Genomic DNA, 14,160 nt, shown 5'->3' with positions numbered 1-14,160 from the left:
CGGACGTTCTACTGTTGCTGCGGCTGAAGCTGCCTGGATTCCCGGAGGGCTGCCCGGACGTGCCGGATGATCCCCGGCACGGCAGCGTTGATCTGGTGCCAGACGGCGTCAAAATCGGACTGTCCGCCGTACCAGGGGTCTTCGATGCCCTGGTCCAGCAGGTCCTTGGAGGCGATGGCAGGGTCAAAGCTGCGGAACATCCGCACCTTGTCCATGGACTCCTGGTCCGGTGCCGATTCCCGCAGCCAGGCGTAGTGGTCCACATCCAAAGCCAGGATGAGATCCCGTTCCCTGAACCAGTCGGCCCGCCATTCCCTGGCGAGGTGCCGGTCTGACGCGAGCCTGGTGGCGGTCAGCCGCCGTGCCGCCCTGGGATCGATGGGGCGTCCGGCCTCATAGCCCGTGGTTCCGGCCGAGTCCACCTCCACTACGCCGTCCAGCCCATCCGCAGCAAGGGCCGCGGCCAACATCAGTTCGGCCATGGGGGACCGGCAGATGTTTCCGGTGCACACGGCAATGATCCGGTATGGGCTCGACGGTGAGTTCATGGAGCTAAGCATGCGGGATGCCGGACCGTCTTGGCTAGCCGGAATTACTCACGGCTTTACTGTGGCGTAAAGAGACTTTAAGGTTTCGTCATACGCTGTCGCGTCGCGGCGCAGCCGGTGAAAGCCTAGTGAATGAGGGCGAGCAGGACTCCCACCGCGACGAAGAGGACCCCGAAAATCCGGTTGAGGATGAGCTGTCCCCGGACATCGTGGGTGAACCGCTGGAAGGATTTGGCGGCGAGGGCAAAGAAGAACCACATGACCAGGATGTCGATCACCACAACAGTGGCCGTGAGGACGGCGTACTGCGCCAGCAGTGGCTGCCCCGGGCGGATGAACTGCGGCATGAACGCCAGGAAGAAAACCACGGCCTTGGGATTGAGCAGATTCACCCAGAGGCCCCGCCGGAACATGGACCAGGCCGGCTCGTTCCGGAGGGCCACAGCCTGCTCCTGGTCCAGGCCCGGCTTGCTCAGGAACTGCCGGATGCCCAGGTAGACCAGGTAGGCGGCACCCAAATAGCGGATGGCGTTAAAGGCAACCGGGGAACTGGCGACGAGGACTCCCACTCCCAGGGCAACGATGACCACATGGATCACCAGCGCCGCCTGCTGGCCGAGGATCCCCCAGATGGAGCGCCGGAAGCCCGCTCTCAGCGAATTGCTCATGGTGTTGATGGCGCCTGCACCGGGAGTGAAGCTGATCAGGGCGCCAGTACCGGCGAGAGCCAGCCAGAGGGAGAGTTGCACCCTCCGATCTTAGTGCGCGCGAGCTGAGGCGCTGGTTGACGGTTGAGTGGCTCGCCAGGTGCGCGGTTAAGCCCTCGCGATGATTTCCCCGTTGGGGATCAGGAACCAGCCGTCGTCCGTGGACCCCCAGCGGTGCCAGCCTGCTGAAATCCGCGCCAGGTCCGCGGGGTTGGCGAAGCCGTACTCCAGAGCCTGCTCTGCAAAGGCGGAGTGCAGCACCCGTTCGCTCCACACACGGGCCTGCCATCGCCGCTGTTGGCCTGTGGCATAGAGCCAGTTGCTGCTGGTGGGTGCAACGTCAGTAAACCCTGCGGACTGTGCCCAGGAGACCAGGCGGCGTCCGGCGTCGGGCTCCGCTCCGTTGCGCCGGGCGATCCGCTGGTACAGGTCCATCCACTCATCCAGTTCGGGGATGGCCGGGTACCAGCTCATGCCGTGGAAATCGGCGTCGCGGACAGCCACGATACCGCCGGGCTTCGCGACGCGCCGCATTTCCCGCAGCGCCTCCACCGGATCGGTCAGATGCTGGAGAACCTGGTGTGCGTGGACCAGATCGAAGGTTTCATCCTCAAAATCGAGATCATAGATGTTGCCTGCGAGGAACTCCACATTGTCCACGCCCCGCTCGGCGGCGAGGGCTGTGGCCTGGGCGATGATGTCAGGGGACCGGTCCAGCCCTGTTACCTTGCCGGGTGACACCAGGACGGCGAAGTCGCAGGTGATGCTGCCCGGTCCGCAGCCGACGTCGAGCACACTCACGCCAGGGGTCAGGTGCGGAAGGACAAACGCGGCGGAATTCTCGGCCGTACGGGCGGCGTGGGCGCGGACCACAGACTCGTGGTGGCCGTGGGTGTAGACGTCGTCTTCAGGCTCTTGCGCACTCATAACCAAACGCTACCCCAACCCGCGGGGCTGGCTGCTCAACACCTTTCCGAGCGCCCAGGGCGGCGTCAACTGGAGTCAGCCGGCTGGGGAGGAGCCGGCGTCGGACGCTGTTCCGGAAGCCTCCTGCCGGGCGGCGATGGTGGCCTCCACCATGGCGGTCATAAAACGCGAGACGGTTTCCAATTCCTCGGCAGAAAAGGCCGCCATGGCAGTGCCCATGTGCCGCGACAGGGGCATAAACATCGCGCTGCCGTCCTGGAAAGCCTTGGGCGTCATCCGGAGCTGGACCTGGCGGCGGTCCGAGCCGAGCCGTTCGCGGACCACGTGTCCGGAACTGTCCAGCCGGTCTATCAACGCCGTGGTGGCGGGGGAGCTGAGGTTGAGTTCCCTGCGCAGTACGCCCGGCGTGACCACCAGCCCCTTGGCGGTGTGGCGCATAATCACGGCCAATGCATTGAGGTCAGTGCGGTGCATGTCGTTCCGGCCGCCGGCTGTGTCCACGTAGCGGTTTGCCTCGAGGGTGAAGTCCTGGAGGAGTCGGACCAGTGCCTGGGGTCCGGCATTTGGCGGGCGCTGGAACACTTCCTCTGCCATGTTCCGCCTCCTCCGCTTCGCCGTAGTGCCCTGACGGATATTACTGCAGCCTGGTGCGCCTCCAGCATTCACTCTCCCAAGAGTTTGCCTCGGAGACTTATCTCCATGGTGGAGATACTCTATTATGGAATCAATTCTACTCTCCGCAACCTTCGAGGGAACATGCCATCACATCCTGTACGTCGTCCCCGGGTGCCATTCCTGCTGCGCTGGCTCATTCCGGTCCTCCTGGTGCTGACCTGGCTCGCCGTCGCCGGTGTTGGCGGTCCAACGTTCGGCCGGCTGGAAGAGGTGTCCTCCAACGACCAGGCATCGTTTCTTCCGGCCGGCGCTGAAGCCACCGAGGCCCAGGACTGGCAGGCGAAGTTCCGCGACTCCAATGAAATTCCCGCCGTCATCGTCATCGAAAATGACGCTGCCTTTTCTCCGGCGCAGCTTGGACAGGCCGGGGCGGTCAAGGCGGACCTTGAGGCACTCCAGCTGGGCAGCGCCGTGATTGGTCCCATCCCTTCCGCGGATGGAAAGGCTGTGCAATTCATCGCTCCCATCTCCTCGTCGGATGAGCTCAAGGAGGGCGTTCAGGAACTGCGGGATACGCTGGCGGACGCCGCGCCTGAAGGCATGCAGGCCTACGTCACCGGCCCGGCAGGCCTGACCGCCGATCTGGTCAGCGCCTTTGCGGGCATCGACGGAATCCTGCTGCTGGTGGCCCTGGGCGCGGTCTTTGTGATCCTGCTGGTGGTGTACCGGTCCCTCCTGCTCCCCCTGGTGGTGCTGCTGACGTCAGTGTTCGCGCTGTGCGCCGCCATCCTGCTGGTGTTCGGCATGGCCAAGCTGGGGTGGATCCAGCTCAATGGCCAAAGCCAGGGCATCCTGTCCATCCTGGTGATTGGTGCGGCCACCGACTACGCGCTGCTTTACGTTGCCCGGTTCCGCGAAGCCCTCACCCACACCACCGACCGGACGGCGGCTGTGCTGACGGCGTGGAAAGCGTCGGTTGAACCGATCGTGGCCTCGGGCGCGACGGTGATTATTGCCCTGCTGTGCCTGCTGTTCTCCGACCTGAACTCGAACAAGGCCCTGGGCCCGGTGGCCGCGGCGGGCATCCTGTGCTCGCTGTTTGCGGCGCTTACATTGCTGCCCGCGCTGATGGCGCTCCTGGGCAGGGCATCCTTCTGGCCCTTCGTGCCGAAGCTTGTCCCCGCGGATGAACGCGAACCGGAACTCGTCACCGGTCTTGAGGGGCAAAAGGGCATCTGGCGGGCCACCGGATCGCTTGTCTCGCGCAGGCCGCGCATGGTCTGGATCGGATCGGTGCTCCTGCTCCTGGCAGCCTCGGCCGGCCTCCTGCAGCTGAAGGCGAACGGGGTGCCGCAGACCGACGTCATCCTCACCGCCTCCAACGCAGTGGACGGCCAGGACGCGCTGGCGCGGCACTTCGACGCCGGGAGCGGCAGCCCCGCCGTCGTGGTTGCGGACGAAGGCAAGGCAGCGCAGGTGCTGGAGACGGTCAGGGCGGCCGACGGCGTCGGGGAAGCCTATCTCCTGGCCGCGGGAAGCGTACCCATCACCGGAGCCCCCGGTGCTCCCGCTGTCCCCGACGTGCGGGAAGGGAAAGTGCTGATCAACGCAACGCTCGACTACGCGCCGGACTCCGGGGACGCCGAGAATGCCGTGAAGGCGTTGCGCGACCAGGTGAAAACAGTTGACCCCGATGCGCTGGTGGGAGGCGTCACTGCGACGGCCCTGGACACCAACACCACCGCCCAGCGTGACCTGGTAATCATCATTCCGGTGGTGCTGGCGGTCATCCTGGTCATCCTGATGCTGCTGCTGAGGTCGGTGGTTGCCCCGGTCCTGCTGGTACTTTCGGTGGTCCTTTCCTACGGCGCGGCCATGGGCGTATCGGCGCTGGTCTTCAACAACCTGCTCGGATTCCCCGGCGCGGACGCCACCGTGCCGCTGTTCGGGTTTGTGTTTTTGGTGGCCCTGGGAGTGGACTACAACATCTTCCTGATGAGCCGGGTGCGGGAGGAGTCGCTCAAGCACGGGACCCGGCCCGGCATCCTGCGCAGCCTGGGCGTCACCGGCGGGGTGATCACGTCAGCGGGAGTGGTGCTGGCCGCCACGTTTGCGGCGCTTGGCGTCATTCCCATCATGTTCCTGGTGCAGCTGGCGTTCATTGTGGCGTTCGGCGTGCTGCTGGACACCATGCTGGTGCGCTCGCTGCTGGTCCCGGCCCTGGCGTACCACATCGGGCCCCGCATTTGGTGGCCGGGGAAGCTGGGGAAGCCGGAGCTGGACGCCGCCGAAACGGGGGAGCCGGCGTCACGCCACGCCCTCATTTGAGTACGGGTGTCGGGCCGGGGAGCTGCCGGTTGAGCTGCGGACGGTCCGTCCATTTGCCAACCCTGCAGAGCGTTGCCCCACTGGCCTAACCATGTCTTCGCTGAAGACTCCTCACCGTTTCACTCGGCGGTCCACTATTGTGATCGCTAACAAATATTCCTTGCTCCGCGATATACAACGATGTAAAGTCTGGAGCAGCCCCGGCTGAGCAACCGGTTTCTGAACATTTTCGGATCCGTCGGCCGGGTTTTTTGTCTCGCTACGTCCAAAGGAGTGACGGTGAAGCAACAGGATTCAGGCGGCATGCACATGAACCGCCGGCAGGTGCTGATGGGCGGTGGGGCGTTGTTGGGGGGATTGGCCCTGGGGGCGGGGGTGACCGGATGCGGGGGGCCCGTGCAGGCTGCTACCGGTGATATCCGCTTCTGGCACCTGCTCTCCGGCGGCGACGGCATCAAGATGCAGGCCATGATCGATTCGGCCAACGCCCAGCACCGGGCGTTCAACGTCAAACCCACGGTGCTCGCGTGGGGTGCGCCGTACTACACAAAACTTGCCATGGCCTCGGCGGGTGGGCGGCCGCCCGAGGTGGCCGTGATGCACGCGGCCAGGGTTCCCGGCTACGCCCCGGGCGGACTCCTGGATGCCTGGGACCTGGACCTGCTGGCGGAGTTCGGAGTCCGGCCGGAGGATTTCAGCCCCAGGATCTGGGAGAAGAGCCAGTTTGGTGGCCAGGTGTTTTCGCTGGCACTGGACTCCCACCCCTTTGTGATGCTCTACAACACCGAGGTAGCCGACAAGGCCGGAGTGCTGGGGCAGGACGGGCGGCTGCTGGAGATCAGCTCACCTGACCGCTTCTTGGAGGTCAGCCGGGAACTGCAGCGCGTCACAGGAAAACACGGGCTCTCCTACGGCTACCTTGGCGACGGCGCCCAGATGTGGCGCCTCTTCTACACCCTCTACCGGCAGCACGGCGCAGACCTGGTGCTGGACCCGGGCCAGCCGGCCAGAGTGGAGCGGGATGTGGCCATCGACTGCCTGGAGTTCATCACCACCCTGCTTGACAACACCATCGCCACCAAAAGCGGCGACGGCGGGACTGCCATCGCGGAGTTCGCGGGCCAGGGTTCGGGCCTGCTTTTTACCGGCGTCTGGGAGCTGCCCACCATGAAGACGGCGGGGGTTCCCCTGGGTGCGGCCACCATTCCCACCCTGTACGGGACGCCGGCCGCGTTCGCTGATTCGCATTCGTTTGTGCTGCCGCACCAGGCACAGGCTGACGAGGCCAAACGCCGCGGCGTGTACCAGTTTGTGGCGTCCATGCTCAAGGGCTCACTCAGCTGGGCCGAGGCCGGACACATCCCGGCCTTCCAGCCGGTGGTCCGCTCAGCGGAATACGCGGCACTCGATCCGCAGGCCGACTACGCCCACGCCGCGGAGATCATCAACTACGATCCGGAAGCCTGGTTTACCGGATCGGGTTCCGACTTCCAGAGCTACTTTGCCGAGAACGTCCAGAACGTGTTCCTGGGCAGGGACAAGGCCACGGCCGGCTGGGATGCCTTCATCTCCCGGATTAATACCGTCCTGGCCATGCCGAACCCCGTCTGACTGCCCGTTCGACCTGCCGAACCCTCTGCGACAAAGGAGTCCCTTTGAGTACCGTACGCACGCCGGCTTCAGCCGGAGAAAACCGGGCCGGACAAAGCCCTGCCCAACACACCGCTGCCATCGAAACCTTGGCCGCCGAAACCCACGCCCGAAAGGCAGGTTCCGGGCAGCCTTCCCCAGCCAGGCTGGCCGGCGCCCAGAGCCGGCGCAACAATATCCACGGCTGGGCGTTTTCCGCCCCTTTCCTGGCCTTCTTCCTGATGTTCCTGGTGTGGCCGATGCTTTCCGGCGCCTACATGAGCATGACCGGAACGTCCCTGACCGGCGCCAACACAGGATTTATCGGCCTGGAGAACTACACGGAGGCGTTCGCGGATTCCGACATGTGGCGCTCGCTGGGCAACACGCTGTACTTCACCCTGATCAGCACTGTCCCGCTGGTGGTGATTGCCCTGGCGCTGGCAGCCCTGGTCAACATGGGGCTGCCTGCACAGTGGCTGTGGCGCCTGTCCTTTTTCTCACCCTTCCTGCTCGCCTCCACCGTGGTCTCGCTCTTCTTTGCCTGGATGTACAACCCGGAGCTGGGACTCTTCAATGATGTCCTGGCGAAAATGGGCCTGCCGCCGGTGGCTTGGCTGAACGATCCAGGTGTGGCCATGTGGGCAATCGTGATCGCCACGGTCTGGTGGACCATAGGGTTCAACTTCCTGCTGTACCTGGCCGCGCTGCAGAACATTCCGCAGCAGCATTACGAGGCCGCGTCGCTGGACGGTGCGGGAGGGTGGCGCCAGTTCTTCTCCATCAGCCTTCCCCAGCTGGGCCCCACCACGGTCATGATCGTCATCCTGCAGATCCTGGCGTCCCTGAAGATCTTCGACCAGATCTACCAGATGACCCAAGGCGGTCCCGGCGGGGCCACCCGGCCGATTGTGCAGTACATCTTCGAGGCCGGCTTCACCGGCTACCGGCTGGGCTATTCGGCGGCCATTTCCTATATCTTCTTCGGCCTGATCCTGCTCATCGCACTGGTCCAGGTCTTTTTCACACGGAAACGGAGCGCCTGAGCCATGGCCACCACTACCCTCACACGGCCCGCCCTGCGTCTTAAGGGCTCAGACGCCGGCTTCTCCGCCCGCCGGAAGCGGACTCCGTTGTCCCGCGTCCTTGCCACCGCCGTTGTTACGGTCCTTGCCGTCACGTGGCTCGTCCCCTTCGCCTGGGCAACGGTCACCGCGCTCAAGAGCGAAACAGAAGCCGCGTCCACCCCCATCAGCTGGCTGCCGGCGTCGGGCTTTACGCTGGATGCCTTTACCAAAGTCCTGGCGAGCGGAAACATCCCCACCTGGACGCTGAATTCCCTCTTCACATCGGCGGCCATCACCCTCATCACCCTGGTGATTTCCGCATCAGTGGCCTACGCCATTTCGCGGATCGATTTCCGCGGCAAAGGGATCCTGATGGGCGTTATTATCGCGTCCATCATCATCCCGCCGCCGGTGCTGATTATCCCGCTGTTCCAGCAGATGCAGTCCCTGAACCTTATTGATACCTACTGGGCCCTGATCCTGCCGCAGGTGATCCATTCCCCCATGGTGTTTGTGCTGAAGAAATTCTTCGACCAGATTCCGCGGGAACTGGAGGAAGCGGCACTGATGGACGGTGCGGGCAGGCTGCGGATTTTTACCACGATCGTGCTTCCACTATCCCGTCCGATCCTCGCCGCAGTGGCCATCTTTGTGTTCATCGGGGCGTGGAACAACTTCCTCTGGCCGTTCATCGCCACCAACGAGAGCTCCCTGCTCACCCTGCCGGTTGGCCTGCAGACCATCAAGAGCGCCTACGGCATCCAGTACGCACAGAACATGGCCTCCGCGTTGCTCGCAGCGCTGCCCCTGATCGTGGTGTTCCTGTTCTTCCAGCGGCAGATCATCAAGGGTGTTGCCACTACCGGCCTGGCAGGAACGTAACAGCCGGATTTTCAGCCAGTCTGAAGGACGTCCGACGGCGGGCGGCATCCTTTTGCCGCCCGCCACACCTGAGTAGACTTCCAGTGCGTCCGCACGGACGCGTCCAGTCCTCCAGGGGAGTGATGCGCGATGACCGAGAACAATGATCTCGAAAACGCAGGGATAGACGACGAGAACGCTCCGGCCGCTGTGGAAGAGGGCGAGGGCGAATACCTTGAAGGCGACTATCGCCGTGCCGGCGCCGTTGACCCCGACGCGCACGTCGGTGAAGGCGAATACGCCCAGGGCGACTACGGCCGGGCCGGCACGGCGGGCGCCGGCGAAAGGCCGGACATTTCCGAAGCGGACGCCGCAGGGGAAGACCGCACTCTCCGCGGCGACAGTGAAGGTACCTAGCCGATCCAGCTGATTTCCCTCACCATCCGAGCCTGTTCACGCACAGCGGAACAGGCTCCGGCCGTTTGTGGGGTAGCAAAAGCGTGCCCAGCATTCCCTGTCATCCTGCGGATGCTGATACGAAATTCCCTGCTGACCTGCGCGCCGTCAGCCAAAGTTGAGCGTGGTGCGCTCAACTTTCGATTGACTTAAATTCTGTGCTGAGTAAAGTTGAGTGTAGATCACTCAAGGACTGGGCGAGGTGCCCGGATCTCGACAGGACGATCACTGGATTACCGGAAAGCCCAAACCCGGAAGTTCGATCACCGAAAGAAGGAAGCAACACATGTCACGTGCAGTAGGTATCGACCTCGGAACAACAAACTCCGTCGTCTCCGTTCTCGAAGGTGGCGAGCCCACCGTCATTGCCAACGCCGAGGGTGGCCGCACCACGCCGTCGGTCGTTGCATTCTCCAAGTCCGGCGAAGTGCTGGTTGGCGAAATCGCCAAGCGCCAGGCCGTCAACAACATTGACCGCACCATCGCCTCCGTCAAGCGCCACATGGGCACCGACTGGAGCGTCTCGGTTGATGACAAGAAGTACACGGCGCAGGAAATCTCCGCCCGTATCCTGATGAAGCTTAAGAACGACGCCGAGTCCTACCTCGGCGAAAAGGTCACCGACGCCGTGGTCACCGTTCCGGCGTACTTCAACGACGCCCAGCGCCAGGCCACCAAGGAAGCCGGCGAGATTGCCGGCCTGAACGTTCTCCGCATTGTCAACGAGCCCACCGCGGCTGCGCTGGCCTACGGCCTGGACAAGGGCAAGGAAGACGAACTCATCCTGGTCTTCGACCTCGGCGGCGGAACTTTCGACGTCTCCCTGCTGGAAGTCGGCAAGGATGAGGACAACTTCTCCACCATCCAGGTCCGCGCCACGGCCGGTGACAACCACCTCGGCGGCGACGACTGGGACCAGCGCGTTGTTGACTACCTGCTGAAGCAGCTCAAGGTCAAGGGCATTGACCTCTCCAAGGACAAGATCGCCCTGCAGCGCCTGCGTGAAGCGTCGGAGCAGGCTAAGAAGGAACTCTCCTCCTCCACCAGCACCAACGTCTCCCTCCAGTACCTCTCCGTCACCCCTGACGGCCCGGTCCACCTGGACGAGCAGCTGACCCGCGCAAAGTTCCAGGACCTCACCAAGGACCTGCTGGACCGCACCAAGAAGCCATTCCAGGACGTCATCAAGGAAGCCGGCATCAAGCTCTCCGAGATCGACCACATCGTGCTGGTGGGCGGTTCCACCCGTATGCCCGCCGTTTACGAACTGGTCAAGGAAATGGCCGGCGGCAAGGAGCCGAACAAGGGCGTCAACCCTGATGAGGTCGTGGCCGTTGGCGCCGCACTGCAGGCCGGTGTCCTCAAGGGTGAGCGCAAGGACGTGCTGCTGATCGACGTCACGCCGCTTTCCCTCGGCATCGAGACCAAGGGTGGTGTCATGACCCACCTGATCGAGCGGAACACGGCTATCCCCACCAAGCGCTCCGAGACCTTCACCACGGCTGATGACAACCAGCCCTCGGTGGCTATCCAGGTCTTCCAGGGCGAGCGTGAATTCACCCGCGACAACAAGCCGCTGGGCACGTTCGAGCTGACCGGCATCGCGCCGGCTCCGCGCGGCGTCCCGCAGGTCGAGGTCACCTTCGACATCGACGCCAACGGCATTGTGCACGTCTCGGCGAAGGACAAGGGCACCGGCAAGGAGCAGTCCATGACCATCACCGGCGGCACCGCCCTGTCCAAGGAAGACATCGACCGCATGGTCCGTGACGCTGAGGAACACGCAGCCGAGGACAAGGCCCGCCGCGAGGCAACCGATACCCGCAACACGGCCGAGCAGCTCGCCTACTCCGTGGACAAGCTGATCGCCGACAACTCGGACAAGCTGCCTGAGGAGGTCAAGACCGAGGTCCAGGCCGACGTCGACGAACTCAAGAAGGCCCTGGAAGGCACGGATGACGCCGCCGTGAAGACTGCTTTCGAGAAGCTGCAGGCTTCCCAGGGCAAGCTCGGCGAAGCCATCTACGCGCAGGCCGGGTCGCCTAACGGCGCCACCGGAGCCGCAGGTGCCGAAGGCGCCGCGGGTGCGGATGAAAAGGCTGCTGACGAAGACATCGTTGACGCCGAAATCATCGACGAAGACGAAGCGAAGAAGTAGCCATGCCCCACCACGGTAACGAGGAAGAGCACAGCTCCTCCGCCCACGAGGAGCACCGTAAAGTCCGGGAAAGCCAGGAGCGCCAGCAGGAACAGCAGGCCAGCGGCCAGCAGGAGCCGGTCATCCGGGACAACCGCAAGGTTGACCCGGTGACCGGGCAGGCCCGCCACCCGCAGGGCGAGCAGCATGCTGCCCCCGCCGAGGCGGCGGCCGGCGCTGAAGCCTTTGCAGATTCTGATGGTGACGCCTTGGCCCAGGCCGAGGAGATCCTTAACGGCATTGAGGTGCCCGCCGAGGAATCCGTGGCCCAGGGGGTTTCGCCGGAGGCAACCACAGCTGAAGCCGCCGAGCTGAAGAATGACCTGCTCCGCCTCCAGGCTGAGTATGTCAACTACCGCAAGCGCGTTGAACGTGACCGTGCCGTAGCAGGGGAGATGGCCGTCATCGGCGTCCTGAACTCGCTGCTCCCGGTACTGGATGACGTGGACGCCGCCCGGCAGCACGGTGACCTGAACGACGGCCCGTTCGCCGCGATCGCCACCAAGCTGGAGAACGCGCTCAAGACGTACGGCCTGATCCGCATCGATGAGACCGGAGTGGAGTTCGATCCCACGATCCATGAGGCCCTCATCCAGCAGCCCGGCGAGGACATCGAGGTTGACACCGTCAGCCAGGTACTCCGCTCAGGCTACAAGTCAGGCGACCGCGTCCTCCGCGCAGCCCAAGTGATTGTGGCCGTCCCGGCTTAGGATTACCCCAATCGAGATGGCAGTTCGCGGCAGTGATTCGACAGAACATTGCCGTGAACTGCCATCTCGGCACTGAGATTTGAAAGGAAACGCCATTGGCTAGCCAGGATTGGGTGGACAAGGACTTTTACGCGATCCTTGGTATCGCCAAGGACGCTTCCGACGCCGACATCAAGAAGGCTTACCGGAAGCTCGCCCGCCAGCACCACCCGGATACCAACTCGGGAAACACTGCGTCGGAGAAAAAGTTCAAGGACATTTCCGAGGCGTATTCCGTGCTGTCCGATCCCGAGGAGCGGCAGCAGTATGACGCCATCCGTGCCATGGGCGGCGGCGCCAGGTTTGCGCCCGGCGGCGCCGGTGCCGCCAACGGCGGATTCGAGGACATGTTCGGCGGCCTCTTTACCGGCAGCACCGGTCGCCACGCCGGCGGCTTCAGCACCTCCGGCGGCATTCCGCCCGAGTTCGCCGACCTGTTCGGCGGCGGCTTCGGTGCCCAGCCCGGCTTCCAGCGGACGCCGCAGAAGGGTGCCGACCGTACCGCTTCCACCACTATTTCGTTCGCCGGCTCCATCCGCGGCACCACCATCGGCCTGCGCGAGCCCAGCGGCGAGGTGATTGACGTCCGGGTTCCGCCGGGCATCAAGGATGGCCAGAAGGTCCGCGTCCGCGGGAAGGGCCAGCCAGGTCCGGCCGGCAACGGTGACCTGGTGGTTGCCGTTTCGGTCAAGCCCCACGATTTCTACACGCGCGACGGCGACAACCTGCGCATCCACGTACCGGTCAGCTTCCCCGAAGCTGCTTTGGGCGCCGACATCGAAGTTCCCACCATTGACGGAGACAAGGTCCGGGTCCGGGTACCTGCCGGCACACCTTCCGGGCGTACGCTGCGGGTCAAAGGCCGTGGCGTCAAAACGTCTAAGGGCGAGGGCGATCTCCTGGTGACCATCGACGTCGCGGTCCCCAAGAACCTGAATAAGGAAGCAGAAGCTGCGGTGAAGGCCTTCGCCGAGGCCACAGCCGATGCCGACGTCCGTCAGGGCCTGGCCGCCAAGGCCCGGCTGTAGTAACGGGGCACGCCGTGGACATCAATGCTGACCAGCCGATCTTTGTGATCTCCGTGGCTGCCGAGCTGGCGGACATGCACCCACAGACGCTGCGGCAGTACGACCGGCTCGGCATCGTCTCGCCCAGCCGCGCGCCCGGCAAGTCCCGCCGCTACTCGCAGCGGGACATCAACATGCTGCGCGAAGTGCAGCGGCTCTCGCACGAGGGCGTCTCACTGGAGGGCATCAAGCGGATACTTGAGCTGGAACACCAGGTGCGTGCCCTTCAGCGCAAGGTGTCGGAGCTGACCGAGGAACTGGGCCGCCGTCGTAATCCCCTTGATTCAAGGATTTTTGCCGCTGGAGCCGCCGGCGACGTCGTGAGCCTGGCACGCGGCCAGCGCCCGCGTGCCCGCTCCCAGGCCGTGGTGCTCTGGCGGCCGCGGGCACTCACCGACTAGTGTTGCGGCGGGCATCAACGCGTAGTCCGGCCGGTGGAGGCTCACGGAATAGAGTACCCACTACTCGTGACTGGCTCCCGGCCAGTGTCTTGAATGGACCTAGCTGAGTCTCACAGCGTAGTTCAAGCCTCTGGGGGTGTATTCGCGTGTTTGGTTCTTGTCATCGTCCTGTATTCCTTCCCGGCGCCGGAGTCATCGGGGCTCTTTCATGAGCGCCGGAACGGAATCCGTGACCATGTTCGCCTCATCAGCACCCGGCCAGCTGCTGCTGATCGCCGGGCAGACGCTGGTGGTGGTGTGCCTTTGCTTTGACATGGTGCGGGCGCTTTCGGTGCCGAGGTCGCACCGCCGGTACGTGGCCAGCACCGTCTTCCGGACCCTGGCTATCCCGTCGGTCATCGTCAACGGTGTCACTGTCCTGATCGCTTTGCTGCTGTGGTCCTGGATGGACGTGGTCACCGGCATGTTTGTCCTGGTCGCCATCATCTTCCGGCTGCACCATGACAAGGACGAGGACAACTGGTGGAAGGGCATGGGCAAGAAGCTGGCCCGCTGGGCGCGCCGCCAGTTCGCCGGCCGCACGTCCGCCGCCCCTGCCATGGGTTGAG

The 14,160-nt window shown here is 64.2% G+C and carries 14 protein-coding genes; 10 read left to right on the top strand and 4 right to left on the bottom strand.

Features of this window, described 5'->3' with window-relative positions; all coding sequences use genetic code 11:
- Nucleotides 1–8: 8 nt before the first annotated feature.
- The 4 genes from M1E17_RS21685 to M1E17_RS21670 all read right to left on the bottom strand — a co-directional run bounded on the left by M1E17_RS21685 (nt 9) and on the right by M1E17_RS21670 (nt 2,776).
- Nucleotides 9–548: a low molecular weight protein-tyrosine-phosphatase gene (locus M1E17_RS21685; protein WP_457964081.1), complete on the bottom strand. Its 540-nt coding sequence runs from the start codon at nt 546–548 to the stop codon at nt 9–11.
- Between the two features lie 125 nt (nt 549–673).
- Entirely contained in the window at nt 674–1,297 is a 624-nt protein-coding gene (locus M1E17_RS21680) for a LysE family transporter (protein ID WP_457964080.1), read from the bottom strand.
- Between the two features lie 66 nt (nt 1,298–1,363).
- The gene (locus tag M1E17_RS21675) at nt 1,364–2,182 is read right to left on the bottom strand and encodes a methyltransferase domain-containing protein (protein WP_457964079.1); all 819 of its coding nucleotides are present in this window, start codon (nt 2,180–2,182) and stop codon (nt 1,364–1,366) included.
- Between the two features lie 75 nt (nt 2,183–2,257).
- Nucleotides 2,258–2,776, bottom strand: coding sequence for a MarR family winged helix-turn-helix transcriptional regulator (locus M1E17_RS21670; RefSeq protein WP_457964077.1), 519 nt, complete (start codon nt 2,774–2,776; stop codon nt 2,258–2,260).
- Between the two features lie 162 nt (nt 2,777–2,938).
- Here M1E17_RS21670 and M1E17_RS21665 point away from each other — a divergent pair, with 162 nt between their 5' ends.
- The 10 genes from M1E17_RS21665 (at nt 2,939) to M1E17_RS21620 (ending at nt 14,159) form a co-directional block, all read left to right on the top strand.
- Nucleotides 2,939–5,125 carry an MMPL family transporter gene (locus tag M1E17_RS21665; RefSeq protein ID WP_457964076.1) on the top strand — a complete coding sequence of 729 codons (2,187 nt, stop codon included), beginning with the start codon at nt 2,939–2,941 and terminating at the stop codon, nt 5,123–5,125.
- A 279-nt stretch (nt 5,126–5,404) separates the two neighbouring features.
- Nucleotides 5,405–6,736, top strand: coding sequence for an extracellular solute-binding protein (locus tag M1E17_RS21660; RefSeq protein WP_457964075.1), 1,332 nt, complete (start codon nt 5,405–5,407; stop codon nt 6,734–6,736).
- 185 nt (nt 6,737–6,921) lie between these two features.
- A complete protein-coding gene (locus M1E17_RS21655) occupies nt 6,922–7,800 on the top strand; it encodes a carbohydrate ABC transporter permease (protein WP_457967883.1) in 879 nt (292 codons plus the stop codon).
- Between the two features lie 3 nt (nt 7,801–7,803).
- Nucleotides 7,804–8,703, top strand: a complete 900-nt coding sequence (locus tag M1E17_RS21650; protein WP_457964074.1) for a carbohydrate ABC transporter permease — start codon at nt 7,804–7,806, stop codon at nt 8,701–8,703.
- A gap of 129 nt (nt 8,704–8,832) precedes the next feature.
- Nucleotides 8,833–9,099 carry a hypothetical protein gene (locus tag M1E17_RS21645; RefSeq protein ID WP_457964073.1) on the top strand — a complete coding sequence of 89 codons (267 nt, stop codon included), beginning with the start codon at nt 8,833–8,835 and terminating at the stop codon, nt 9,097–9,099.
- A gap of 325 nt (nt 9,100–9,424) precedes the next feature.
- Complete coding sequence (gene dnaK / locus M1E17_RS21640) at nt 9,425–11,296, top strand: molecular chaperone DnaK (RefSeq protein ID WP_457964071.1); 1,872 nt, start codon at nt 9,425–9,427, stop codon at nt 11,294–11,296.
- A 2-nt stretch (nt 11,297–11,298) separates the two neighbouring features.
- Nucleotides 11,299–12,045 carry a nucleotide exchange factor GrpE gene (locus tag M1E17_RS21635; RefSeq protein ID WP_457964069.1) on the top strand — a complete coding sequence of 249 codons (747 nt, stop codon included), beginning with the start codon at nt 11,299–11,301 and terminating at the stop codon, nt 12,043–12,045.
- Between the two features lie 95 nt (nt 12,046–12,140).
- The gene (locus M1E17_RS21630) at nt 12,141–13,112 is read left to right on the top strand and encodes a DnaJ C-terminal domain-containing protein (RefSeq protein WP_457964068.1); all 972 of its coding nucleotides are present in this window, start codon (nt 12,141–12,143) and stop codon (nt 13,110–13,112) included.
- A gap of 14 nt (nt 13,113–13,126) precedes the next feature.
- Complete coding sequence (locus tag M1E17_RS21625; protein WP_457964066.1) at nt 13,127–13,552, top strand: heat shock protein transcriptional repressor HspR; 426 nt, start codon at nt 13,127–13,129, stop codon at nt 13,550–13,552.
- 208 nt (nt 13,553–13,760) lie between these two features.
- Nucleotides 13,761–14,159, top strand: a complete 399-nt coding sequence (locus M1E17_RS21620) for a hypothetical protein (protein WP_457964064.1) — start codon at nt 13,761–13,763, stop codon at nt 14,157–14,159.
- Nucleotide 14,160 lies beyond the last annotated feature (1 nt).

Source organism: Arthrobacter sp. D1-29, from assembly GCF_054130585.1.
Note: the sequence above shows the minus strand (reverse complement) of the source record. Positions and strands in the feature narration are given on the sequence as shown.